Below are 23,255 nucleotides of genomic sequence, written 5' to 3' on the forward strand. Positions count from 1 at the left end.
GGGGTCTCCGCCTCCGGGGTGCGGGGCGGTCGTCGTGCGGCCGGGGAGAGCGGGCGGCCGTAGGCTGAGGTGGCCTTCGTGGCGAGTCCTCGGGTCGGGTGGTGGAAGGAGACCGTCGTGGCCGGGCAGTCCGGTATTCCTGTGATCATCGACTGTGACACCGGCGTCGACGACGCCCTGGCCCTGCTGTTCGCCGTACGCCACCCGGGGCTGGATCTGCGGGCCGTCACCTGCGTGGCCGGGAACACGGACGTGGACGGGGTGGTCCGCAACACCCTGACCGTGCTGGAGCGGGCCGGTGCCCCCGACATCCCGGTGGCGCGGGGCGCCGAACGTCCGCTGATCGAGCCCGCCCGCTCGGCCCGGCATGTGCACGGCTCGGACGGCATGGGCGACCTGGGCCTGCCCGCGCCCACCCGCACCCCGGCCGACGTGGACGCCGTGACCCTGCTGCGCCGGGAGATCCTGGCCTCCCCCCGCCCGGTCACCCTCGTGCCCACGGCCCCGCTCACCAACATCGCCCTGCTGTTGCGCACCCACCCCGAAGTGACCCGCAACATCGAGCGGATCGTGTTCATGGGCGGCGCGGTCGCCACCGGAAACGCCACGCCGGTCGCCGAGTTCAACGTCTGGCACGACCCCGAGGCGGCGGCCGTACTGCTCACCGCGGGGGTGCCGATCACGATGTACGGGCTGGACGTCTTCATGCAGGTCGTCGTGCCAGGCACCGATGTGCACCGGCTGCGCGGCAGCGCCGATCCGGGCACCCGGCTGGCCGGGGAACTCCTCGCCCACCGGCCCACCGCTCAGGGCGGCGCGCCGGAGGCCGAGGAGGCGGGCGGACTCGGTGACGCGGGCGCGGTGTGCGCCGTCGCCGATCCGGCGGGCATCGCCACCCGGCGCCTGCCGGTCGAGGTCTCGCTGGCTCCCGGTCCGGCCCGCGGCCAGACCCTCGTCGACCGCCGCCCCCGCCCCGGCGAGTCCGAGATCCACGAGGGAGTCCGCGAACAGGCCCTGGTGGACGTGGCGTTGCAGGTGGACGTGGACCGGTTCGTGAAGCTGTACCTGGAGACCGTCGAGGGGCCCCGGGTTCCGGCGGGGTGAGTCACCGGGGACGCGGGGCCCAGGGTGTCAGTCGGACGTGGCCGTGACCCGTGCCGTCCAGCGCTCCTCCACCCGCGCCAGCCGCCAGTAGGCCAGCGCGGCCGCCCACACCACCACGAACAGCCCGACGATGACGTAGCCGACGCTGTCCAGGTCCAGTCCGGCGATCCAGCCGGTCACGGCGTCGCCCAGGGCGAACTTCTCGTGCAGGACGCCGACCAGCTCGATGGTGCCGATGAAGAAGGCGACGGCGATGGACAGTCCGGTGATGGTGAGGTTGTAGAACACCTTGCGCACCGGGTTGGAGAACGCCCACTGGTAGGCGAAGTTCATGAACGTGCCGTCGAGGGTGTCGAACAGGCTCATCCCGGCGGCGAAGAGCAGCGGCAGGCACAGCACCGCGTACCAGGGCAGTCCGGCCGCCGCGCCCGACCCGGCCATCACCATCAGCGTGACCTCGGTGGCCGTGTCGAAGCCGAGCCCGAACAGGAAGCCCAGCGGGAACATCTGTCCCGGCCGGGAGACCGACCTGGTCAGCCGCCCCAGTACGCGGTTCATGAACCCCCGCGAGTCCAGGTGCTGTTCCAGCTCCCGCTCGTCGTACGTGCCGGACCTCATCGCCCGGAACACCCTCAGGATGCCCGCCAGCGCGACCAGGTTGAGCGCGGCGATGAGGTAGAGGAAGGTGCCGGAGATCGTCGTGCCCATGAAGCCGAGCACCTGGTGGGTGCGTGAGTGCTCGTCCATGACCCGGCCGGCGAGCCGGGTCCCGCCCGCGATCAGCAGGGCCAGCAGCACCACCACGCTGGAGTGCCCCAGCGCGAACCAGAAGCCCACCGACACCGGCCGTCTGCCGTCGGCCATCAGCTTGCGGGTGGTGTTGTCGATCGCGGCGATGTGGTCGGCGTCGAAGGCGTGCCGCATGCCCAGGGTGTAGGCGGTGACGCCGAGGCCGACGCCGAAGACGTCCTGGCCGACCTTGTAGTGCCCCGGGGCGACGAGCAGGAACAGCACCCCGAAGGCGACGACGTGCAGGGCGGCGATCACCGCCAGCAGCCCCGCCGTCCTGATCGTGTCCTCGCGTCGCCATCGGAAAGCGGCGGCATCGGCCATCGGATTCACGCTCCAGCACCTCGTGGATCATCTCGTGAGCTGCCGTGGCCGGTCTCCTGGCTTACGGGGTGGTGCGTTCGCCGTCCCTGCCTTCCCAGCCGGGTGAACGGCCAGTGGCCCGGCGGACGCCGGACGGGACGGGAACTCCCCGATCACAGTGGCGAGGGCCGCGTCGGCATGGACCCCTGAGGGGGCGTCACCGACTTCCCGAGCACCACGGCCCGCCCACCGTAGGCAGGTGAACGCTCGTCCGCATAGCCGCGCACCGGTGCAGGTACTCAAGATCACACGCGGCACGGCCCCCGCCGTCTGGCAGGCCTCGCGGCTGCCGCGAGCGGCGGGGGTCGTGATGTGCGGGAGGTGAGGGGCGGCCGGTCAGCCCTGCGCGCCCCGCTTGCGGCGCGCGAGGAGCACGAACGCGGCGCCGCCGGCGACCAGCACGGCGGCCCCGCCCGCGATCAGCCCCGAGTTGCCGCCGCCACCGGTCTCCGCGAGGTCGCCGCCGTCGTCACCGCCACCGTCCGGCGTGGGTGCCGAGCCGGCCCGCGACTCGGAGGCGGACGGGGCAGGCGCGGACTCCGAGGAGGCCGGGGACGGTGCCTCGGACGACTCCGAGGCGCTCGGCGCGGGCGGGGCCGACTCCTCCGCGGGGGCGCTCGGCGACGGGGACTGCGGCTCCTCCGGGGTGCTGGTGCAGTCCTTCGTGCCGCCGTTCCAGGCCGCGATCAGCTTGTCCTTGATGACCGGGTGGTCCGGGCCCTTGGGCAGGTCCCCGTGCTCGAAGCCGTCACCGGCGTCGGTCCTGCCGTCGAACCTGACCGCGCCCCGGTAGAGGTCGATCTGGGCGAAGCAGCCCGCGTCCGGTACCGCGATGTCGAGGGAGTCGGTCTCGCCCGGCTTGACGGCCACCGTGTCGAAGTCGACGAAGACCTGCTCGCCCGAGGTGGCGAAGCTGGCGCCGTGGGCGAGGTAGGAGGCGAGCGAGGCGGTGCAGCCGGCGGCGTCCTCGGCGGCGCGGACCTTGACGTGGACCTTGCCGTCCTCGGTCGGCCTGAGGTTCTGGTCGTCCACCTTGACCGAGTCGAAGAAGTTCACGCCGTCCAGCGAGAACCGGCAGCGGTCGGTGCCGGTCTCGGTGCCCGCGCCGGTGCCGGGCGCGTAGTGGCCACCGGACTTCCAGCCGTCACCGCCGTGCGTGCCGTGGGCCCAGGCGCCGGAGGCGGCGGCGACCGAGGCGGCGCAGAGGGCGAGTGACGCGGCGCCCGTCCCCAGCAGGCGGCGCGCGGTGACACGTCTGGCTATGGACATGGATATCCCATCGCAGAAGCTCGAGTGAGCGAAGAAGTCAGGAGAGACACCCGGCGCACTGGTCACATGCGCCACAGTGTGAGGCCATGGTGATCGGCCCTGTTGAAACCTGTCAACCTGCGTGAATACAAGGGTCGTTCATGGGGTCGTCACAACTCCATCACACGGGGAATGATCCGCTCCCCATCGCCCCAAGGTTCCCTTTCCGGGCAATGTGGACAGTCTCTGTACTGTCGTCCTTCCCGAAGGGAGCCCGTATGGCAGACCTCTCGTCCCGGAACCCCGACTGGTGGCGCCAGGCCGTCATCTACCAGGTGTATCCGCGCAGCTTCGCCGACGCCGACGGCGACGGGCTCGGCGACCTCAGGGGAGTCACCCAGCGCCTCAACCACCTCGCCACGCTCGGCGTCGACGCCCTGTGGCTGAGCCCCTTCTACCCCTCGGAACTGGCCGACGGCGGCTACGACGTCGCCGACCCCCGGGACGTCGACCCCCGCCTCGGCACCCTGGACGACTTCGACGCGATGGTGGCCGAGGCCCACCGGCTCGGTCTGAAGGTCGTCGTCGACATCGTCCCCAACCACACCTCGCACCAGCACCCCTGGTTCCAGGAGGCGCTGCGGGCCGGCCCCGGCTCCGCCGCCCGGGACCGCTACGTCTTCCGCACCGGCCGCGGCGCGCACGGTGAACTGCCGCCCACGGACTGGCAGTCGGTGTTCGGCGGCAGCGCCTGGCGGCGGGCCGCGGACGGCGAGTGGTACCTGCACCTCTTCGCGCCCGAACAGCCCGACCTGAACTGGGAGAACGAGGAGGTCCGCGCCGACTTCCGCACCACCCTGCGCTTCTGGTCCGACCGGGGCGTCGACGGCTTCCGCGTCGACGTGGCGCACGGCCTCGCCAAGGACCTCGCCGAACCGCTGCGGGACATCGGCGGCATCGGCGCCACCGGCGAGGAGGCCCTGCTGCGCGTCGCGCCCGGCAGCCACCCCTACTGGGACCGCGACGAGGTCCACGAGATCTACCGCGACTGGCGCAAGATCTTCGACGCATACACCCCGCCCCGCACCGCGGTCGCCGAGGCCTGGGTCCCGGACGCCCGCCGCGCCCTGTACGCCCGCCCGGACGAACTCGGCCAGGCCTTCAACTTCGAGTATCTGCAGGCCTCCTGGAACGCGGACGAGTTGCGGGAGGTCATCACCGGTTCGCTCGCCACGGCCCGCACCGTCGGCGCCTCGGCCACCTGGGTGCTCTCCAACCACGACGTCGTACGGCACGCCTCCCGGCTGCTGCTGCCGCCCGGCACCGACGAGAACGCCTGGCTGCTGTCCGGCGGCCGGGCCCCCGCCGTCGACCCGGAGGCCGGTCTGCGCCGGGCCCGGGCCGCGACCCTGCTGATGCTGGCGCTGCCCGGCTCCGCGTACGTCTACCAGGGCGAGGAACTGGGCCTGCCCGAGGTCGCCGACCTGCCCACCCAGGTGCTGCAGGACCCGATCTGGGAGCAGACCGGCCATGTCCGCAAGGGTCGCGACGGCTGCCGGGTGCCGCTCCCGTGGACGCCGGACGGACCGTCGTACGGCTTCGGGCCGGGGGCCGCCTGGCTGCCGCAGCCGGAGTCCTTCGGCTCCTACGCGGTGGTGGCGCAGGCCGGTGCCGAGGGCTCCACCCTGGAGCTCTACCGCACCGCCCTGCGGCTGCGCCGGAAGCTGCTGGAGGGCGAGACGCTGACCTGGACGCCCGGCGCCCCGGCCGGTGTCCTCGACTTCGCCCGCACCGAGACCTGGCGCTGCGTCACCAACCTCACCGAACGGCCCGTACCGCTGCCGCCGGGCGAGGTGCTGCTCGCCAGCACCCCGCTGGCGGAGGCCGGACTCCTCCCGCCGGACACCACGGTGTGGCTCGGCTAGGGCCTGGCGCGAAAGTCCCGCCTGCCGGACGACGTGATGCACGCACCTGACGCCGCCCGGCCCGCCCTTCGGGCGTACGGCGGGACTTTCACAACAGGCCCTAGCCCACGGTCGGACTGGGGGTGGGGGCCGGGGCGTTGCCGCCGGAGCCGCCGCCGTCGCCGTTGAGGCCGTTGAGGTTCAGCGGGGTGGACGTTGCGTTCGGCGGCGGGGTGAGTACCACCTCCGGCTGACCCGCCGGCGGCGGGGGCGGGGTGAGGTTGTCGGAGGGCAGCTTCGGCGGGGTGGTCTGCTGGAAGATGGTCTGCTCGAAGTCGACCAGGCCGGTCTTCTCCATCACCGTCATGTGGTCCAGCACGGTGTCGTTGGCCTGGTCGGCGAGGGCGCGTATCAGCGAGTTCTTGGTGGTGGAGCGGATCTTGGCGATCGAGTTGAAGATCGAGCCGTGCGTCATCCGCAGGATGTTGGCGAAGTCGGTGTCGAACGACTTGCCGCTCTCCGCCTTGAGCTGCGTGACGAAGCCCTCCTGCTGGGGGCTCGCCACGTTGGGCAGGGTGATGTTCAGCATGGGGGCGATCTTGCGGCAGCTCGCGTCCAGCGCGGCGTGCCCGTCGACCAGGTGCTTGCTGGCCTCCAGGACTCCCTTCGAGGCGCCCTTCTGCAACCCGATCTGACCGAGCGGGTACTCCCACAGACCGGCGGCCCGCACCCTGACCACGAAGTCCCGGTCGCCCTCGGTGAGCGGCCCCCACTGCGTCTGGGCGATGATCCGGGTCTGCGAGGTGGAGACGGTGTTCAGCCCGAGCATGCTCGGGTAGGCGAGCGCGCCGAGTGTCAGGGCCATCGCACCGCCCACGAAGAGAGTTCCCGTCGCGTTCCGCGAAAAGCGCACCGTGCCTCCTGCCCGGTCGTGGATTCCGCCCCCGACGACGCGCGGGCAGTTCGTACGCACAGCAGTACGGACGGGAGGGCCGATCGTTTCTGTGGCGAGGGTAAAAACTGTCACCGGGCCGAAGACGAGGTCCCAGCCCTCCTCGATTGCGATCCGTTGGCAATCGATAGATGTACATGGCAGATGGTTGGGTGAAGGTTGACCCTCCGCCGGGAGAAGGCAGACCGGAGGCGGACCTAGATTCGCCGCATGCCCCCGCAACCGTCCCCGAGGACGCCCGCCGTGCTGCCCGTCCTGCCCTACCGCAAGCCCACCAGGGGCCGTGACTACTGGGTGCTGGACGACGTCCTCCCGGACCCCGGCGCCGTACGGGAGCGGTGCCTGGCCAAGGACGACTGGACCAGGGGTCACCCGTACACCTCCGAGACCTGGCCCGGACTGCGCGCCATGCCCGGCCTCGAACCCCGTGAACTCGACCGCGTCGAGCGGCTGGTGAGGAAGGCCACCGGGGCCGGGAAGCTGTGGGTCCAGCGGGCGCCCGGCGGCGGCACCCTCAACCACAACTGCGTACAGGTGGTCGGCGAGGGCGAGAGCGAACCCCGCCCGCACACCGACTCGCGCGCGCTGTGCCGGTACGCGGCCGTGCTGTACCTCAACCCGGGCGTGCCCAAGGACTGCGGCACCAGCTTCTACCGCCAGTCCCTGCCCGGCGGCCGGCTCGGCGGCAATGTCGTCCAGGCCCCGCACAACAACCTCGTGGAGGCGCTCGGCACCCGCTTCGTGGCCGCCGACGCCTTCGAGGAGGACGTCCGCGTCCCGCACCGGTACAACCGGCTGCTCCTCTACAACGCCAGCCTGGTGCACAGCGCGACGGGTTACTTCGGCAGGGAGCTGGCGCAGAAGCGGATGACGGCGGTCTTCTTCTGGATGGCCTGAGCCGGGCATCCCGCCTGGCGGTGCCGGGACCCGGCGGTGGCGGTGCCGGGGTCCTCTGGCAGCGTTGGTTCCATGGCGCACTCGGAGACGGACACCGGCCGCGACCCCGATCCCTACCTCGAGCACCGGCGGACGCTGTTCGCGACGGCGTACCGGATGCTGGGCAGCGTGGCGGACGCGGAGGACGTCCTACAGGACACCTGGCTGAGCTGGCACTCCGCGGACCGCTCGGCGGTCCGGGACCCCCGCGCCTACCTGGTCCGCACCGTCACCAACCACTCCCTGAACCGCCTCACCTCGGCCCGGGCGCGCCGCGAGCGGTACGTCGGCCCCTGGCTGCCCGAGCCCCTGCTGACCTCCCCCGGCGTCCAGGAGGAGGCGGAACTCGCCGACAGTGTCTCGACGGCCATGCTGGTGGTCCTGGAGACGCTGACCCCGGTGGAACGGGCGGTGTTCGTCCTGCGCGAGGTCTTCGGCTACGCGCACGCGGAGATCGCCGGCTTCCTGGACCGCCCCGAACCCACGGTCCGCCAGATCGCCCGCCGTGCCCGCGAGCACGTCCGCTCCCGCCGCGTCCGCTACGACACTGACCCCGAGCGGCGGGCCACGGTCACCGCCCGGTTCATCGAGGCGTGCGCGGGCGGTGATCTGAACGCGGTACTGGAACTCCTCGCACCGGACGTCACCTGCTGGTCGGACGGCGGCGGCAAGGTCTCCGCGGCCCGGCGTCCGCTGCACGGGGCGGACCACGTGGGCCGGTTCGTCCTGGGCGTACTGCGAAAGCCCCGGATGGAGGGCGTGGCCGTCAAGCTCGTGCCGGTCAACGGGGAACTGGGCATCCTGCTCACCCTCGGCGGGGAGCCGGTGGGCGCCGTGACCTACGACCTGCTGGACGACCGCATCGAGAACCTCCGCCTGCAGGTGAACCCGGACAAGCTGCGAGGGCTGCGGCGCTGAGCCGCCGACGGCGGACGGTCCCGCCGGACCGCGGGTGAGGGCGCCGGATTCGCACCGGGGCACTGGCCTCGGGGCTGCCGGTGCCGGGCGCTATCGTCCGGGTTGATCTTCCACTTCTCCCGAGGAGCGCCATGCGCCTCAAGGGGGTCTCGCTCACGACGGCGATATCGGCCGTCGCCGGGCTGACCACCGCCACCGCCGGCCTCGGCGGTGCCGCCGCCCAGGCCGACAGCACGGCGGCGCTGCCGCTGGCCCACTACCACATGCTGGTGGACACCGCCCACCGGCACATCTTCCTTGTCCGCACGCGCCCGTTCGTGGTTCATGGGGACGAGCGGGCGCCGGTGCATTCCGGCCGGCCCCTCACGGACTCCGCGCGGCGGACGTTCCGCATGAGGCGTGGCGGGCTCTCGTGTCAGGTGAGCGCGTAGATGGTCTGCAAGTCGATCAGCTGAACCTCGGGGCCGGCCTTCGCCGCCGTGTGCGCCTTGTCGTTGAAGCCCGCTCCGCTGAAGCAGAGGAGCCGGGTGCCGCTGGTGTCATAGCGTCCGGCCTGAGTGATGAGGTCTCGGATGTGCCGGAGGCGGTCGATGTGGGCGATGCCCAGGGTGTCGTTCCACTTGGCCTCCCCGATGGCGAGGAGCGGTGGCTTGGAGCCGTCGGCGATGCCGATGACCGCCACGTCGACCTCGTGGCCGATACGGGCCTTGGGGTCGTGCACCACGCCGTGCCCGACGCGGGCGGGTATCCCGCCCAGAAGCTCGGGGTCGGCGTGATGCAGGGTCCAGTCACGGCAGACCTGTTCGAAATGAGGTCCCAGGACATTGCTGACGAAGCGGCGGCGACTGGCCTGCCAGACGCGTGCTGCGCTGCCGGGGCGCTCGAGCTGGTCCCAGACCGGGCGCATGATCGCGTGAAAGAAGCCGATCAATGGCTCGGCGATCCGGTACGTGGGCCGGTTGTCGCGGAAGGCGTCCGCGTCACGGTGGAGCAGACCCGCGTCCTCGAGGACGTTGATGGGATGCGCGATATCGGTGGCCTTGCGTTCCAGGTAGCCGGCCATCCCGCCGCGTGTGGCGTTGCCGTCGGCGACGGCGGCCAGGACGGACAGGTACAGGGCGGTGTCGCGGAGGTCGGGTTCCTCGGCGAGCAGATAGCGGGCCTCGCGGAATAGAGGGGTCTCGGGATTGAGGACGGTGCGGACGACCCAGTCGTCGAAATCGTCCGCGTTCCTGGGCGAGTCGCCGCGTGCGAACTCGCGCCGGTAGGCGGGGGTGCCGCCCACGATCGCGTTGACCTTCATGGCCAGACGGGGATCGGTGATGTCCCAGAACTGGGCGGCGAGGCGGTGGTGGAGGAGGCGGACCACCAGTTCCAGCCCTGCCCGGCCACGTAGCGGGGCGTTCCCCGACAGCAACCGCCCCATGAACGACAACGCCGACCCGCACAGGAGCAGCCTGGTGCGGGAACCGGTGCGCTCGTCGCGCAGCGTCCGCAGCGCCTCCTGAACGATCGAGGGCAGCTCCGGATTGGCCTTGGCCAGATACGGAAACTCGTCGATCACGACTGGGACGGGCCGTTCGGCTCCCAGCGCCAGAAGCGCATCGACCGTGTACCCCTGCATTGGGGTGCTGCGTCGATCCGCAGATCGACGCCGCTTTTCGGGCGTTCGGCGCGAGGGCGTAACGCGGCCGTACCCCATCGCGTGCAAGGGGAGACTCGACCGGAACCGAGCCTGGGACGGCTGCGGGAGATCGCGCTCGACGAGGGGTTCCTCGCGGGCTGGCGGGCCGATGCGCCAGGATGGGCCCGTGGATGAACTCATGGGGGAGGGAGCCGCTCGCGGGCGGCTCGGGGAGCGGTCCGTTCGGGTTGCCGGGTGGCTGGCCGGCGGGGCGTTGCTGGCGGCCGGGGCCGCCTGGGTGGTGCGGGGGGTCTGGGAGATCAGGCTGACTGTGGCCGGGGAGCCCGCATCGGGGCCGCCGGACCAGGGGGAAGGGGTGCACCGGCCGCTCAACGGGCTCGAGGACTCGTACCACCTCGTGACCTCGCTGGGCGGTGGCGTCGCCTTCGTGTGCGCGCTGCTGTTCCTGGCCTGGGTGTGGCGGGTGCGGGACAACGCGCGGGTGCTGTCGGGGCGGGCGCCGAAGTACCTCGGGATCTGGGTGTACCTCGGGTGGGTGGTGCCCGTCGTGAACCTCTGGTTCCCGCGCGGCATCGTCGCGGACGCCTTCCGGGCCACCGCCCCGGAACGGAAGCTGCCGGTCTCCGTCAACGTGTGGTGGGTGCTCTGGCTGATCGGCATGTTCGGCGGGGTCGGGCTGGTGTCGCGCGACTCGACGGACGAGATCATCGCGCGGGCCTACGAGGAGGTGTGGCCGCTGCTCATCGCCGACGCCGCCGTGGTCGGGGCCGCCGTGGCCGGGGCGTTCGCCGTACGGGCCGTCACCGCCGCGCAGGTGGAGCGGATCCGGCAGGGGCGGGGTCAGGGCGTGGCGGAGGAGTCCGTGGGCGTCGGCGGCGGGTGACGGGGAACCCGCCCGCGGGTGGTGAGGTGGCCGTGGGGCGGGGAGGATTTCTTGCGTGAGTGCCATCGCCATTGTCGGGGCCGGCCCCGGGCTCGGGGCCGCCGCCGCTCGCCGTTTCGGGCGGGAGGGCTTCGGTGTCGCCCTCCTCGCGCGGGATCCCGGGCGGCTGGACGACCTGGTCCGTGAGCTGGCCGCCGACGGGGTCACCGCGCGCGGCTTCGCCGCCGACGTGCGCCGGCCGGAGGAACTGGCCGCCGCGCTGAAGGAGGCGGGCAGCGCACTCGGGACGGTGGAGGTGCTGCAGTACAGCCCGGTACCGCACCGCGACTTCATGCGGCCGGTGCTGGAGACCCGGCACCGTGATCTGCTCGGGCCGATCGAGTTCTCGGTGTACGGGCCGGTCGCGGCGGTGCAGCAGGTGCTGCCGGGCATGCGGGAGCTGGGCCGCGGGACCATCCTCTTCGTGAACGGCGGTACGGCCGCCGTGCCCCATCCCGAGCGGGCCGGCACCTCGATCGCGTTCGCCGCGGAGAGCGCGTACGGGCATCTGCTGCACGACCGGCTGGCCGGTGAGGGCATCCATGTCGCCCAACTGGTCATCCCGGGGTCGATCACACCCGGACACGTGCGCAAGGACCCGGCCGTGCTGGCGGACACCCTGTGGGACATGCACCGCGACCGGCGCGGATTCCGGCACTACGCCGACGACCTCGACGCCTGAAACCGCAGGCGGGCGGGGGCCCCGGGCGCTGCCCTGCATGAAGAGCATTTGTGAGCCAATATGGTGATGTTGGCCGCATTGCTCTCTTCGAGGGGGCCTCAATGGCTGTGGAAATCCCTTCGCTCATCAAGCCGTCCCGGCTCCGAAGCCGGGGAGGGCTGCTGGGCGAGTGTCTGGCGGAGTTCCTGGGGACCTTCGTCCTCATCTCCTTCGGCTGCGGTGTGGTCGCCATGGCGGTCGCCGCGCTGCCCGGATCGGGCCGTGCCGCCACCCCGACGACGATCTTCCTGGCAGCCGGTGACTGGCTGCTGATCACCTGGGGCTGGGCGATGGCCGTCGTCTTCGGCGTCTACGTCGCCGGCGGCGTCAGCGGCGCCCACATCAACCCGGCGGTGACGCTGGCGATGGCCGTGCGCCGCGGGTTCCCCTGGGTCAAGGTGCTGCCGTACTGGTTCGCGCAGATCGTGGGTGCGTTCACGGGAGCGGCGCTGGTCTACCTCGTCTACCACCAGGCGATCAACGCCTTCGACGCGGCCGTGCCGGGACCGAAGGTGAACGGGCATACCAACGCCACGTTCTCGATCTTCGCGACCTTCCCGGCTCCGTACTTCCACGGCGGGATCTGGGGGCCGCTGATCGACCAGATCGTCGGCACGGCCTTCCTGCTGATGCTGATCGCCGCCGTCCTCGACCTGCGCAACCAGGCCGTGAAGGCCAACCTCGCACCGCTGGTGGTGGGCTTCGTCGTCGCCGCGATCGGCATGTCCTTCGGCGCGAACGCGGGCTACGCCATCAACCCCGCCCGCGACTTCGGGCCGCGGCTGTTCACCTGGGCGGCGGGCTGGGACAGTCTGGCCTTCCCGGGCAGTGTGGCCGGCTCGTTCAGCGCGTACTGGTGGATCCCGATCGTCGGGCCGCTGATCGGCGCCGTGATCGGGATCCTCGTCTACGACCTGTTCATCGGCGATGTGCTGGTGGTCCGCGGCGAGCTCGGCGAACTGCCCGAGCCGGGCCGAACGCGTCCCGTGGAGGAGGAGGGCTACTAGCACCGGCGGCCGTCCACAGGCTGTGGACCGCTCCCGCCCCTCACCACCCGGTCAACAGCAGGTGGTTCAGGAGCAGGGCGAGCGCCGTCTGGGCCGTGAGCCAGGCCCGGGGACGCGGAAGGTACGCGCACGCCGGGATCAGCCACGTCGCGAACGGCAGCCAGATCCGCTCGGTCTCGGCCTTGCTCATCCCGGACAGGTCGGCGATCAGCAGGGCGAGGAGGGCGGCGCAGACGAGGACCGCCAGGCGGACCGCGGCCGGGGACGCGCGGTGGGTGAGGGCAGTGGCGGTCCGGCGCAGGCCCGCCGCCGTCGCCGGGCCCGTGATCAGCACGGCACAGGCCAGGTTGGCCCACACCCAGTAGCCGTAGGGCCGGACGCCGCCGACGCCCTGGTAATAACGGGTCACCAGCAGGCGGTACGCCGTCCACCAGTCGAACCCGGCGAGCGTGAACACCAGGGGCACGACGGCCAGTCCGGCGAGCAGGGCCAGGAGCAGGACGGGACGCCGGCGGGCCCCGTCCCGGGCCACCCACAGCACCGCCGCGCCGGGCAGGGCGATGAGCGTGAGCCCGTACGACAGGTAGCAGGTCAGGCCGTACAGCAGGCCGGCGGCGGCCGCCCAGGGCAGGGAGCGCCGGGTGACCGCGAGGGCCGACAGGGCCACCGCCCAGGCCGCGGCCGCCGCGAACCAGCCGTCCGCCGAGGTGCCGGTCCAGACCGCGGCCGGGGCCAGTACCAGGAAGGGCGCGGCGCGCCGGGCGAGTGTCTCGCCGGCCAGGGCCCGAACGGCGACCAGGACGGCCACGCAGGCCGTGGCGCCGGTGAGCACGCACCACAGGCCGGCCCAGCCGCCCCCGCGCAGTCCGGCCCGGTCGAGGAGGACGAAGGTGAGCGTGGCGCCGGGCGGGTGGCCGGCGACATGGGCCGGCCAGGGATCGGGGGTACCGGCCACGATGTGGTGGGTGAAGTCGCGCAGGGCGGCCGGGATGTCGTGGAAGCGGCCGGTGACCCGGAGGTACTCCTCACGTGTGCTGAGGCGGCCGGCGACGCCCCGGTGCCAGCCGTCGACCAGGGCGAGGGAGAGGGCCCAGGCCGTCGCCGCCGCCCAGGCCGCCGCGAGCAGGGCCCGCCAGGGCAGGCGTTCGGCGAGCGACGGCCCGTACGCCACTCCGGCCACGGCGAGGAGGACGGCGGCCGGGGTGCCGGGGCCCAGGTGCGGGTCCCACTCGGCCAGCAGGGGCGGCCAGTGCACGAACAGGGTGTGGCGGGTGGACTGGATGCGGCGGCCGGTCAGCACGGCGGCCGTCACCAGCAGGGCGGCGGCCCCGGCGGCGTACAGGTCGCGGCGGAGGTCGCGCCGGGCGTCCCGGCCGGCCGGGCGGGAGGCGCGGCCGGTGTCACGGCGGAGGGAGCGGGTCACGTCGGCACGTTAGGCCGCACGGCCGCGCCAAAGCCGTCGCACGGGGCTGACGTCAGCGTTTCGTCACCGGTCGCGGACCCTTCTCCGGACGCCCCGCGGCCTACCGTCGGCACATGCGCGACCATCCCCGGCGTCCCACCGCCCCCGGTTTCTGGCGCAGCCCCCTGCGCGGGCCCTGGTTCACCTCGGTGCTCGGCCTCGTGCTGCTCGCCGGCATCACCGTGCTGTTCGTGACCGGCCTGGTGTCGTACGCCGCCTACAACCCGGACCTGTCCCCGGTGAACGACACCACGCCTGACAAGGGCGTCCTCGGGTTCTACCTGTTCTCCTGGCCGGTCGGCCCGGTGTGGCTGTACCGGTTCACCCAGGGCGTCCACGTAACCCTCGGCATCACCCTCGTCCCGGTCCTGCTGGCCAAGCTGTGGTCGGTGGTGCCCCGGCTGTTCACCCTGCCGCCGGCCCGTTCCCTCGCGCACGCCCTGGAGCGGCTCTCTCTCCTGCTGCTCGTCGGCGGCGGGCTGTTCGAGTTCACCACCGGGGTGCTCAACGTCCAGCTCGCCTACGTCTTCCCGGGCTCCTTCTACCCGCTGCACTTCTACGGTGCCTGGGTGTTCTTCGCCGCCTTCGTGGCGCACGCAGCGCTGAAGGCGCCGACCGCCGTGCGCACCGTACGGCGGCGCCTGCGCGAGGAGCCGGAGAGCGACCTCGTCGCTCCGCGCCCCGACCCGCCCACCGTCTCCCGGCGCGGGGCGCTGTGGCTGGTCGGCGGCGGCTCGCTGCTGCTGTTCCTGACCACGGTGGGGCAGAGCCTGGGCGGCCCGTTCCGCCGCACCGCGCTGCTCGCGCCGCACGGCGGGCCCGACCCGGGCGGCGGCCCGAACGGCTTCCAGATCAACAAGACGGCCGCGTACGCCGGGATCGACGCGGCGGAGACCGGCGCGCAGGCGTGGCGGCTCGTCGTCACCGGGCGGACCGGCACGGTGCGCCTCGGCCGCGCCGAGCTGCTGCGACTGCCCCAGCACAGCTCGTCGTTGCCCATCGCCTGCGTGGAGGGCTGGTCGACCGCCGACCAGTGGTGGCGCGGGGTGCGGCTGCGCGACCTCGCGGCGCTCGTCGGGTACGACGGCGAGGTGCCCGACGTGTTCGTGGAGTCCCTGCAGCGGCACGGTGCCTTCCGCCGCGCGGCCCTGCGCGCCAACCAGGTGGCCGACGGCCGGTCCCTGCTCGCCCTGTCCGTCAACGGCGAGGACCTGTCCATGGACCACGGCTACCCGGCGCGGATCATCGTGCCCGCCGCACCCGGTGTGCTCAACACCAAGTGGGTGGCCCGGCTGACCTTCGGAGACCTGTGATGCGGAGCCGCTTTCCGGTCGGAAGCCCGTTCCAACTGCTGCTGCTCGCCTGCTCGTTCGCGCTCGCCGGGTACGCGGGGGTACGGCTGCTCGCCGGTGACTGGCTCGGGATCGCGCTGTGGATCGTGGGGGCCGCACTGCTGCACGACCTGGTGCTGCTGCCGTTGTACTCGGCGGCGGACCGGGCGGTCGTCCGCGGGCTCGGCGCGGCCGGATGCCGTGAGTGGACGTTGTACGTGCGGGTGCCGGCCGTGCTCTCGGGACTGCTGCTGCTCGTGTGGTGCCCGCTGATCCTGAACCTGGTGGAGCGGCGCTACCGCGCGGCCACCGGCATGTCCGCCGACGTCTACCTGGGCCGCTGGCTGCTGATCACGGCCGTGCTCTTCGGCGGCTCGGCGCTGCTGCTGGTGCTCCGGGTGCTCGGCGTGCGCAGGGCGACGAAGCGGCGCTCACCGGCCGCCCACTGAGCGGCCGTCCGCCATCCGGCCCGGTCCGCGATCCCGAGCAGGGCCGGGGTGCCGATCCGGGCCCACGGGAACGGTTCGCCGACGGCCTCCCGGCCGTGGCGCACCACCCGTACCTCGGCGCGCTCGTCGATGTCCGCGGGGTCGGTCTCGGTCATCAGCAGGCCGCCTGGGCACAGAAGCTGGTGCATCCGGTGCAGCAGGGCACCCGGGTCGCCGCCGATGCCGATGTTGCCGTCCATGAGCAGGACGGTCCCCCAGCGGCCCTCGCCGGGCAGCGGGCCGAAGACGGAGCGGCGCAGCGCCTGGCCGCCCACGGTGACGGTGCGGGTGACGGCGGCCTCGGAGACGTCGACACCGAGCACGGTGCGGCCCTGGGCGGCGAGTTCGGCGACCAGCCGGCCCGGTCCGCAGCCGACGTCAAGGACGGCGCCCTCGCAGCGGGCCAGCACTGCCCGGTCGACGGCGTCCGCGCCGGCGCACCAGCGCTCCACCTCCAGCGGCAGCAGCCGGCCGTCGGCGCGGCGCAGGAAGAGCGGGCCCCGGCCGCTGCGCAGCGCGGCGGTGTACGGATCGCAGGCCGCCCAGGCGGGCGGGGCGCCGGCCGTGCTCATCGGCCGGCCGTGCAGTCGGCCAGCCGCGCGGCGAAGGCGCCGTGCGGGGCCAGGGCGGCGACGGCACGGGCGTCGGCGGCGGTGTCGACGTCCCGCAGCCTGGGCAGGTCCCGCACCCGCAGCCCGGCGGCCACCAGCCGCTCCCGCTGCACGGCCCCGGTCACCGGCGTCGACATGGGCACACCGCGCAGCAGCGCGGGCTCGGGGCGGGCCAGGCCCAGCGCCCAGAAGCCGCCGTCCTCGGCCGGGCCGAAGTACGCGTCGCAGTCCGCGAAGTCCACGGTCAGCAGGGCGGGGGTGACCTGCGGGGTGTCCATGCCGATCAGCAGGGCCGGGCCGGGGCAGCGGGCGAAGGCGTCGGCGAGGCGGTCGTCGAGGCCGCCGGCGCACTGGGGGACGACGTCGAAGCCGGGCGGGAGCCAGGGGCCGGGCCGGCCGTCCAGGACGAGGAGTCTGCGGGTGGCGGGGGTTTCGGCCACGGCGCGCAGGGTGTCGGCGAGGGAGGCTTCGGCGAGGGCGGCGGCCTCGGCGGGGGTGAAGGGCGGGGTGAGGCGGGTCTTGACCCTGCCGGGGCGGGGTTCCTTGGCGATGACTAGGAGGGTGGTCATGCTCGGGTCCTTGGCTTGTGACCGGAGTCGGGGGGTGGGCAGGGATGTTCCACTCGCCCGCGCTGGCGGGATGCCGCTGTCCCGGCGGCTACCGGGGTGGCTCCTTCAGGACCGTGCTCATGTCCCGCACGGCGTGCCACGTGCCGCGCCAGGTACCGGTGACCTTGGAGGTGCCGGTGCGGGGGAGGTAGGGGACGTCGTGCTCGGTGATGCGCCAGCCGGCGTCGGCGGCGCGCACCACCATCTGCAGGGGATAGCCGCTGCGCCGGTCGGTGAGGCCGAGGGCGAGCAGGGCCTCCCGGCGGGCGGCGCGCAGTGGGCCGAGGTCGTGCAGACGCAGCCCGGTGCGGCGGCGCAGCAGACGGGCGAGCGCCAGGTTCCCGGCCCGGGCGTGGACGGGCCAGGCGCCCCGGGTCCGCGGGCGGCGCCGGCCGAGGACCAGATCGGCCCCACCGCCCTGGACCTCGCGGACGAACGGGACCAGTTGCGCGGGGTCGAGGGAGGCGTCGCAGTCGCAGAAGCACACCACGTCGGCGGTGGCGGCCAGCAGCCCCGCGTGGCAGGCGGCGCCGAAGCCCCGCCGTTCCTCGGTGACGACGGTGGCGCCGAGGGCGCGGGCGAGAGCGGCGGAGCCGTCGGTGGACCCGTTGTCGACGACGAGGGCGCGCCAGCCGGGCGGAATGCGCTCCAGCACCCAGGGCAGGGCCTCGGCCTCGTTCAGACAGGGCAGGACGACATCCACGCCGGCGGGGGACGGTGAGGTGGTCACGGCGTTCACCCTACGAAGCCGAACCATGACGAACCGGACATCCGCTCCTTACGAAACCCGGACGTCGGAGCCGGGACCGGGCCGCGGCGGCGGCGCGGTGCCAGGGTGGGAGGCATGCAGCAGCCATACGCATCACCGGACACCGGGCGGCCGGACAGCCGGGGCCGGATCCTCGTCGTGGACGACGACCCGACCGTCGCCGAGGTCGTCGCGGGCTACCTGGACCGAGCCGGGTTCGCCGTGGACCGCGCGGGTGACGGGCCGGCCGCCCTGGAGCGGGCCGCCGAGCACCGGCCGGACCTGGTGGTGCTCGATCTGATGCTGCCCGGCATGGACGGCCTCGAGGTGTGCCGCCGGCTGCGCGAGCGGGGTTCGGTGCCGGTCGTCATGCTCACCGCGCGCGGTGACGAGGACGACCGCATCCTCGGCCTGGAGGTCGGCGCCGACGACTACGTCACCAAGCCCTTCAGCCCGCGCGAACTGGTGCTGCGAGTGGAGTCGGTGCTGCGCCGCGCCCGGCCCGCCGCCCCGGCCGCCCGGCTCGGCGCGGCCGGTCTGACCGTGGACCCGCAGGCCCGCCGCGCCACCAAGGACGGCGCCGAACTGCTGCTCACCCTGCGCGAGTTCGACCTGCTCGCCTTCTTCCTGCGGCACCCGGGCCGGGCGTTCGGCCGGGAGGAGCTGATGCGGGAGGTGTGGGGCTGGGACTTCGGCGACCTGTCGACCGTCACCGTCCATGTCCGCCGGCTGCGCGGAAAGGTCGAGGACGATCCGGCCCGGCCGCGCCTCATCCAGACCGTGTGGGGCGTCGGCTACCGCTTCGACGACACCGGGAAGGAGGCGGTCTGACGTGCGCGGCAACCTCCTCATCGCCCTCTACGCCTTCCTCGGTGCCGCCGCCACCGGCCTCGTGGGCGCGGCTGTGCTGCGCGTGATCCGCAGACGCTCCCTCACCGCCTCGCTCGCGGTGGTGGCCGCCGTCGGGGTGGTGGCCATGCTCGCCGGGACCATGGCCGTGGCCTGGGCGATGTTCCTGTCCGCCCACGATCTGCGGGTCGTCACCGCCGTCGTCGCGATGGCGGCCGTCGTCTCCCTGGCCACCGCGCTGCTGCTGGGCCGCTGGGTCGTCGCCCGCAGCCGGGAACTCACCGACGCCGCACGGCACTTCGGCGACGGCGGCGCCTTCGCCGCGCCCGCTGTCCCGGCCACCGCCGAACTGGAGGCGCTGAGCCGCGAGTTGGCCGCCACCAGCGCCCGGCTGGCCGCCTCCAGGGACCGCGAACGGGCGCTGGAGACCTCCCGGCGCGAACTGGTCGCCTGGATCTCGCACGACCTGCGCACCCCGCTCGCCGGACTGCGTGCGATGTCGGAGGCGCTGGAGGACGGGGTGGCCACCGATCCGGACCGCTACCTCAAGCAGATCCGCACCGAGGTGGAACGCCTCAACGACATGGTCGGCGACCTCTTCGAGCTCTCCCGCATCCACGCCGGCACGCTCCCCCTCAGCCCGGCCCGCGTCTCCCTGTACGACCTGGTCGGCGACGCCCTCGCGGGCGTCGGCGCGCTCGCCCGCGAGCACGGTGTGCGGCTGGTCGGGGACGGGGTGCAGCCGGTGCCGGTGGAGGTCGACGGCAAGGAGATGAGCCGGGTGCTGGCCAACCTGCTGGTGAACGCCATCCGCCGCACCCCCGCCGACGGCACGGTCGCCGTCGCCGCCGAGCGCGCGCCCGGCGGCGTGGTGCTGTCGGTGACGGACGGCTGCGGCGGCATCCCCGAGGAGGACCTGCCCCGCGTGTTCGACACCGGCTGGCGCGGCACGGACGCCCGGACGCCCCCGGCGGGGGCGGGCCTTGGCCTGGCGATCGTACGGGGGATCGTGGAGGCGCATCAGGGTCACGCCTCGGTGCGCAACATCCCGGGCGGCTGCCGCTTCGAGGTGACCCTGCCGGCGGCCGAGGCGCGGGCCGGGTCCGCGGGCGGGTCCGGGATGCGTCCGGGAGGGTCCGCCGAGCCGGACCGCCGCGCGGGACGGTGACCGCGCCGGCACGAAAGAGGCTGCCGCCTGGTCACGTCGCCGGGGACTCCGGCCGCGAGGCCGGGGTGGTCGTCGCCGTCCGCAGGCCCTCGGCGAGAGACACGGGCTGCACGGGAGCCGGAACGATTCCTGGGCCCGCGGTCGAAGTTGGTGCGTGGCCGCGCTAGCGCGACGCTTCAGCGGAACCGGGCGAACTCCCGCATCCCCGCCGCGAAACCGGTCTCCGGCCGCCAGCCGAGTTCCGCGCGCAGGCGGGCGGAGTCCGCCGTGATGTGGCGGACGTCGCCCAGCCGGTACTCGCCGGTGACCAGCGGCTCGGGGCCGCCGTGGGCGGCGGCCAGGGCGCGGGCCAGGTCGCCGACCGTGTGCGGCTCACCGCTGCCGGTGTTGTACGCGGTGAGCGTTCCGGGACGCCCCCCGGCCTCCAGCGCGGTCACGTTGGCGGCGGCCACGTCGCGCACGTGGACGAAGTCCCGGCGCTGCCGCCCGTCCTCGAACACCCGCGGTGGCTCGCCGCGTTCGAGGGCCGAGCGGAAGAAGGAGGCGACGCCGGCGTAGGGCGTGTCACGGGGCATCCGGGGCCCGTACACGTTGTGGTAGCGCAGCGAGACGGCCGTACCGCCGGTGCAGCGCGCCCAGGCGGCGGACAGATGCTCCTGGGCGAGCTTGGTGGTGGCGTAGACGTTGCGCGGGTCGGCCGGGGCGTCCTCGGCGACCAGTCCCGGGGCCAGCTCGGCGCCGCAGAGCGGGCAGTCCGGTTCGAAGCGGCCGGCCGCCAGCCGGGCTTCGGCGCGCGGGCCGGGACGTACGGTGCCGTGCGCCGGGCACTCGTAGCGGCCCTCCCCGTACACCACCATCGAGCCCGCCAGCACCAGCCGCCGCACGCCCGCCCCGGCCATCGCGGCGAGCAGGACGGCGGTGCCGAGGTCGTTGCGGGAGACGTACTCGGCCGCGTCCGCGACGCCGTCCCCGAGGCCCACCATGGCCGCCTGGTGGCAGACCGCGTCCACCCCGGCGAGCGCGCGGGCGACCGCCGCCGGGTCGCGTACGTCGGCTCCGGGGTCCACTCGGACGTCGTAGACGACCGGTTCGTGCCCGCGGGCCCGCAGGGCGTCGACGACATGGGACCCGATGAACCCGGCACCGCCGGTGACCAGTACGCGCATACGGCCACGCTAGGCCCGGGCCGGGCCCCGGACCCCGTGCGGCGGACGGCGCGTCACGGGTCCGTAAGGACCCCGTCACCGGCGGCCTGGACGGTGCGGGCCCGGTGGGTGACGAGGACGGTGCCGGCGCAGGCGAGCACGCCGATCGTGCCCGCGACGGCCATGAGGCCGTAGGCCGAGACCCAGTCGTCGCCCGACGGACAGCGCCGGCCGCCCACCGTGCAGGCGATCTCCATGCCTACGCCTCCCTCGGGGCTCGGGCACCGCGTGCTCGACGATCCCGGTGACCCGCCGGGGAGGGGGCTGCGTCAGTGCGAAGGGCCGCCCGCCGCCCCGGATTTCGGGGCCTTCGTGGACGGCACCTTCACCAGGTCCACGTCCTGCTCCCGGACGTAGGCGAGCCGGTGCCCGAACTGGATCTCGTAGTAGCGCTCCCGGCCCTTCACCACCGGGTTGGGCGCGCTGCCGTAGGACTTGCCCGCCCAGGTGCCGAGGACGCTGGACCGGGTCACGTACCGCTGGCCCGCGCGGAGGTCGTACGGCAGCGGCGACTCGGGCTGTTCCTCCACGCCGTCCGGGTAGGAGTCCTCGTCCGGCAGCGCGCGCCCGTACACCGGGATCTCGCTCAGGCCCTCCTTGGGCGTCACCATCCGGCCGGCCGCGCCGACCGCCGTCGGGTGCTTCCTCGGGTTCTCGAACCAGGCCTTGTTGCCCTGGAACCAGATCGCCGTCCAGTCGCCGCTGCGCCCGGCGACCGCGAACGTCTGTCCGGCCGAGACTCGCGAGCCGAGGTCGTTGACGTCCTCCGTGGAGTCCTCGCCGTCCGGGTGCCGGCCCATGTCCTGGATCAGCGGCGCGTTGTCGGACGGCTCGGTGTGCAGGCGGACGGCGCTGGAGCCGTGCGGCGCGCACGGGTCGCCCTTGCCCGTGCACCCGGTGAACCGCGGCTTGTGGGTGGCGTAGTCGGGCAGCACGGTCACCATCGGGCTGTCCGCCCCGGCCGTCGCCTTCAGCGGGGCGCCGAGCAGGTCGAAGTAGTGCCGCCAGTCCCAGAACGGGCCGGGGTCGTCGTGCATGTCGGGGATGGAGTCGGCGGTCGGGGCGGGCACGTTGTCGTGGCCGAAGATGTGCTGCCGGTCCAGTGGGACGCCGTACTTCCTCGCCAGGTAGCGCACCAGGCGGGCCGAGGTCCGGTACATCGTCTCGGAGAACCAGGCGTCCGGCTGGGTGAGGAAGCCCTCGTGCTCGATGCCGATCGAGCGGGCGTTGACGAACTGGCTGCCCGAGTGCCAGGCCTCGTCCTTGGTCTTGATGTGCTGGGTGACGTGCCCGTCACGGGAGCTGATCGAGTAGTGCCAGGAGGCCTCCGTCGGGTCCTGCACGGTCTTGAACATGTTCGGCAGGATCGCCTCGGTGTCGTGGATGACGATGTAGTCGATCTTCTGGTCCCGGGGCCGGTCGGCCAGGTCGTGGTTGCCGTACCCGCCGTCGTCGTCGGTCGTGTCGTAGGACGCGCTCAGCCAGGAACAGGACAGCTCCGGCGGGCACTCGGGGTCCTGCGCCCGCTGCGGGCCCGACCGGCCGGCGGGGTTCCAGCGCACCTCGGGGCGGGCGGCCAGGTTGACCCGCTGACCCACGTCGGTGGTGCGGTGCGCGCCCTGCCGGATCACCTCGAAGACGTCGTGCGCGTATGTCGCCGCCTCCGCCTTGTCGCTGGAGCCGGAGAACCGGGTCACCGCGTCCCACCAGTCCGCCGGGTTCTTGCTCAGCGGCCTGCCGAGCGCCTTCTGGGTCGCCGCCAGCAGGGCGGCGCCGCCGCGCACGTTGGCGGCGGCGTCCAGCCGCAACCGGTCCGTCGCCTCTCCGGTCAGGCGGGCGGCCCGGCGCAGGTCCGCCGCCTGCTGCTCCGGCCGGCCGCGCGCGGGCCTGGCCGCCGGCCGGGGCGAGGGGCCCGCCGCCCCAGTGACTCCGTCGTCCACCAGGTGCATCGGCCCGTAGCCGCCGCCGGTGCTCGGGACGCCCGGATGGGAGTCCCAGCGCGACTGCAGATAGGACACGCCCATGAGGACGCTCACCGGTACGTGGTAGTCCTGCGCGGCGGTCGCGAAGTCGTTCTGGAGCCGCCCGTCCTCCGTCCCGCCGTCGTCGGACGGCGGCCAGGCCAGCAGCGGCAGCAGGAGCGCCGCCGAGGCGGTGGCGCAGATCAGCCCGTTGCGTCCGCGTACGGCGTCGGGGACACGGGACATGACACGACTCCACATATGCAAGGGCCTCCGACCGCGCTCGTGCTGCCCAGGGGGGAGCGAGTGCTCCAC

General features: G+C 73.4%; 21 protein-coding genes, 1 pseudogene and 1 riboswitch. Of the genes and pseudogenes, 11 read left to right on the top strand and 11 right to left on the bottom strand.

The window, feature by feature from the left end:
- The first annotated feature begins 117 nt into the window (after positions 1 to 117).
- Positions 118 to 1,104: a nucleoside hydrolase gene (locus tag ACZ6B1_RS18850; RefSeq protein ID WP_468779715.1), complete on the top strand. Its 987-nt coding sequence runs from the start codon at positions 118 to 120 to the stop codon at positions 1,102 to 1,104.
- 27 nt (positions 1,105 to 1,131) lie between these two features.
- On the opposite strand, the gene nicT is transcribed toward ACZ6B1_RS18850, so the two are convergent.
- Positions 1,132 to 2,217 carry a Nickel transporter NicT gene (nicT, locus tag ACZ6B1_RS18855; protein ID WP_468779717.1) on the bottom strand — a complete coding sequence of 362 codons (1,086 nt, stop codon included), beginning with the start codon at positions 2,215 to 2,217 and terminating at the stop codon, positions 1,132 to 1,134.
- Between the two features lie 29 nt (positions 2,218 to 2,246).
- Positions 2,247 to 2,451: riboswitch (cobalamin riboswitch) on the bottom strand.
- 141 nt (positions 2,452 to 2,592) lie between these two features.
- Positions 2,593 to 3,525, bottom strand: a complete 933-nt coding sequence (locus tag ACZ6B1_RS18860) for an LAETG motif-containing sortase-dependent surface protein (protein ID WP_468779719.1) — start codon at positions 3,523 to 3,525, stop codon at positions 2,593 to 2,595.
- Positions 3,526 to 3,782: 257 nt separating this feature from the next.
- Between ACZ6B1_RS18860 and ACZ6B1_RS18865 the strand changes: the two genes are divergently transcribed.
- On the top strand, positions 3,783 to 5,429 hold the full coding sequence (locus ACZ6B1_RS18865) for a glycoside hydrolase family 13 protein (RefSeq protein WP_468779721.1): 1,647 nt from the start codon (positions 3,783 to 3,785) through the stop codon (positions 5,427 to 5,429).
- Between the two features lie 100 nt (positions 5,430 to 5,529).
- Here the strand turns inward: ACZ6B1_RS18865 and ACZ6B1_RS18870 are convergent, their stop codons facing one another.
- Complete coding sequence (locus tag ACZ6B1_RS18870) at positions 5,530 to 6,285, bottom strand: DUF4142 domain-containing protein (RefSeq protein ID WP_468780133.1); 756 nt, start codon at positions 6,283 to 6,285, stop codon at positions 5,530 to 5,532.
- 285 nt (positions 6,286 to 6,570) lie between these two features.
- Here ACZ6B1_RS18870 and ACZ6B1_RS18875 point away from each other — a divergent pair, with 285 nt between their 5' ends.
- The 3 genes from ACZ6B1_RS18875 to ACZ6B1_RS18885 all read left to right on the top strand — a co-directional run bounded on the left by ACZ6B1_RS18875 (position 6,571) and on the right by ACZ6B1_RS18885 (position 8,645).
- Positions 6,571 to 7,257 carry a DUF6445 family protein gene (locus tag ACZ6B1_RS18875; RefSeq protein ID WP_468779723.1) on the top strand — a complete coding sequence of 229 codons (687 nt, stop codon included), beginning with the start codon at positions 6,571 to 6,573 and terminating at the stop codon, positions 7,255 to 7,257.
- Positions 7,258 to 7,329: 72 nt separating this feature from the next.
- Positions 7,330 to 8,214 carry an RNA polymerase sigma-70 factor gene (locus ACZ6B1_RS18880; RefSeq protein WP_468779725.1) on the top strand — a complete coding sequence of 295 codons (885 nt, stop codon included), beginning with the start codon at positions 7,330 to 7,332 and terminating at the stop codon, positions 8,212 to 8,214.
- Positions 8,215 to 8,345: 131 nt separating this feature from the next.
- Entirely contained in the window at positions 8,346 to 8,645 is a 300-nt protein-coding gene (locus tag ACZ6B1_RS18885; protein WP_468779727.1) for a hypothetical protein, read from the top strand.
- On the opposite strand, the pseudogene ACZ6B1_RS18890 reads toward ACZ6B1_RS18885, so the two are convergent.
- Positions 8,630 to 9,823: pseudogene (locus tag ACZ6B1_RS18890) on the bottom strand (AAA family ATPase); the annotation flags it as partial. The gene ACZ6B1_RS18885 and the pseudogene ACZ6B1_RS18890 overlap by 16 nt on opposite strands.
- 202 nt (positions 9,824 to 10,025) lie before the next feature.
- On the opposite strand from ACZ6B1_RS18890, the gene ACZ6B1_RS18895 reads away from it, so the two are divergent.
- The 3 genes from ACZ6B1_RS18895 (at position 10,026) to ACZ6B1_RS18905 (ending at position 12,509) form a co-directional block, all read left to right on the top strand.
- Positions 10,026 to 10,742, top strand: coding sequence for a DUF4328 domain-containing protein (locus ACZ6B1_RS18895; protein ID WP_468779729.1), 717 nt, complete (start codon positions 10,026 to 10,028; stop codon positions 10,740 to 10,742).
- 55 nt (positions 10,743 to 10,797) lie between these two features.
- Positions 10,798 to 11,463 carry an SDR family NAD(P)-dependent oxidoreductase gene (locus tag ACZ6B1_RS18900; protein ID WP_468779731.1) on the top strand — a complete coding sequence of 222 codons (666 nt, stop codon included), beginning with the start codon at positions 10,798 to 10,800 and terminating at the stop codon, positions 11,461 to 11,463.
- Between the two features lie 101 nt (positions 11,464 to 11,564).
- Positions 11,565 to 12,509: an MIP/aquaporin family protein gene (locus ACZ6B1_RS18905; protein ID WP_468779732.1), complete on the top strand. Its 945-nt coding sequence runs from the start codon at positions 11,565 to 11,567 to the stop codon at positions 12,507 to 12,509.
- A 40-nt stretch (positions 12,510 to 12,549) separates the two neighbouring features.
- On the opposite strand, the gene ACZ6B1_RS18910 is transcribed toward ACZ6B1_RS18905, so the two are convergent.
- Positions 12,550 to 13,932 (bottom strand): hypothetical protein, encoded by a 1,383-nt coding sequence (locus tag ACZ6B1_RS18910; RefSeq protein ID WP_468779734.1) that lies wholly within the window; start codon positions 13,930 to 13,932, stop codon positions 12,550 to 12,552.
- Positions 13,933 to 14,045: 113 nt separating this feature from the next.
- On the opposite strand from ACZ6B1_RS18910, the gene ACZ6B1_RS18915 reads away from it, so the two are divergent.
- On the top strand, positions 14,046 to 15,284 hold the full coding sequence (locus ACZ6B1_RS18915) for a molybdopterin-dependent oxidoreductase (protein WP_468779736.1): 1,239 nt from the start codon (positions 14,046 to 14,048) through the stop codon (positions 15,282 to 15,284).
- A 346-nt stretch (positions 15,285 to 15,630) separates the two neighbouring features.
- Here ACZ6B1_RS18915 and ACZ6B1_RS18920 read toward each other — a convergent pair whose 3' ends face one another.
- From ACZ6B1_RS18920 to ACZ6B1_RS18930, 3 genes are all read right to left on the bottom strand, one after another.
- Complete coding sequence (locus ACZ6B1_RS18920) at positions 15,631 to 16,362, bottom strand: class I SAM-dependent methyltransferase (RefSeq protein WP_468779738.1); 732 nt, start codon at positions 16,360 to 16,362, stop codon at positions 15,631 to 15,633.
- Complete coding sequence (locus tag ACZ6B1_RS18925; protein WP_468779740.1) at positions 16,359 to 16,970, bottom strand: TIGR04282 family arsenosugar biosynthesis glycosyltransferase; 612 nt, start codon at positions 16,968 to 16,970, stop codon at positions 16,359 to 16,361. The genes ACZ6B1_RS18920 and ACZ6B1_RS18925 overlap by 4 nt, the downstream gene beginning before the upstream one ends.
- Positions 16,971 to 17,058: 88 nt before the next feature.
- Positions 17,059 to 17,748: a glycosyltransferase family 2 protein gene (locus ACZ6B1_RS18930; RefSeq protein ID WP_468779742.1), complete on the bottom strand. Its 690-nt coding sequence runs from the start codon at positions 17,746 to 17,748 to the stop codon at positions 17,059 to 17,061.
- A gap of 105 nt (positions 17,749 to 17,853) precedes the next feature.
- Here ACZ6B1_RS18930 and ACZ6B1_RS18935 point away from each other — a divergent pair, with 105 nt between their 5' ends.
- A complete protein-coding gene (locus ACZ6B1_RS18935; protein WP_468779744.1) occupies positions 17,854 to 18,588 on the top strand; it encodes a response regulator transcription factor in 735 nt (244 codons plus the stop codon).
- A 1-nt stretch (position 18,589) separates the two neighbouring features.
- Positions 18,590 to 19,774 carry a sensor histidine kinase gene (locus ACZ6B1_RS18940; protein WP_468779746.1) on the top strand — a complete coding sequence of 395 codons (1,185 nt, stop codon included), beginning with the start codon at positions 18,590 to 18,592 and terminating at the stop codon, positions 19,772 to 19,774.
- A 176-nt stretch (positions 19,775 to 19,950) separates the two neighbouring features.
- On the opposite strand, the gene ACZ6B1_RS18945 is transcribed toward ACZ6B1_RS18940, so the two are convergent.
- The 3 genes from ACZ6B1_RS18945 to ACZ6B1_RS18955 form a co-directional block, all read right to left on the bottom strand.
- The gene (locus tag ACZ6B1_RS18945) at positions 19,951 to 20,940 is read right to left on the bottom strand and encodes an NAD-dependent epimerase/dehydratase family protein (RefSeq protein WP_468779748.1); all 990 of its coding nucleotides are present in this window, start codon (positions 20,938 to 20,940) and stop codon (positions 19,951 to 19,953) included.
- 53 nt (positions 20,941 to 20,993) lie between these two features.
- Complete coding sequence (locus ACZ6B1_RS18950; RefSeq protein WP_468779750.1) at positions 20,994 to 21,176, bottom strand: hypothetical protein; 183 nt, start codon at positions 21,174 to 21,176, stop codon at positions 20,994 to 20,996.
- A 72-nt stretch (positions 21,177 to 21,248) separates the two neighbouring features.
- A complete protein-coding gene (locus tag ACZ6B1_RS18955; protein ID WP_468779752.1) occupies positions 21,249 to 23,186 on the bottom strand; it encodes an N-acetylmuramoyl-L-alanine amidase in 1,938 nt (645 codons plus the stop codon).
- Between the last annotated feature and the right edge of the window lie 69 nt (positions 23,187 to 23,255).

It is taken from the genome of Streptomyces sp. NPDC041129 (assembly GCF_055592265.1).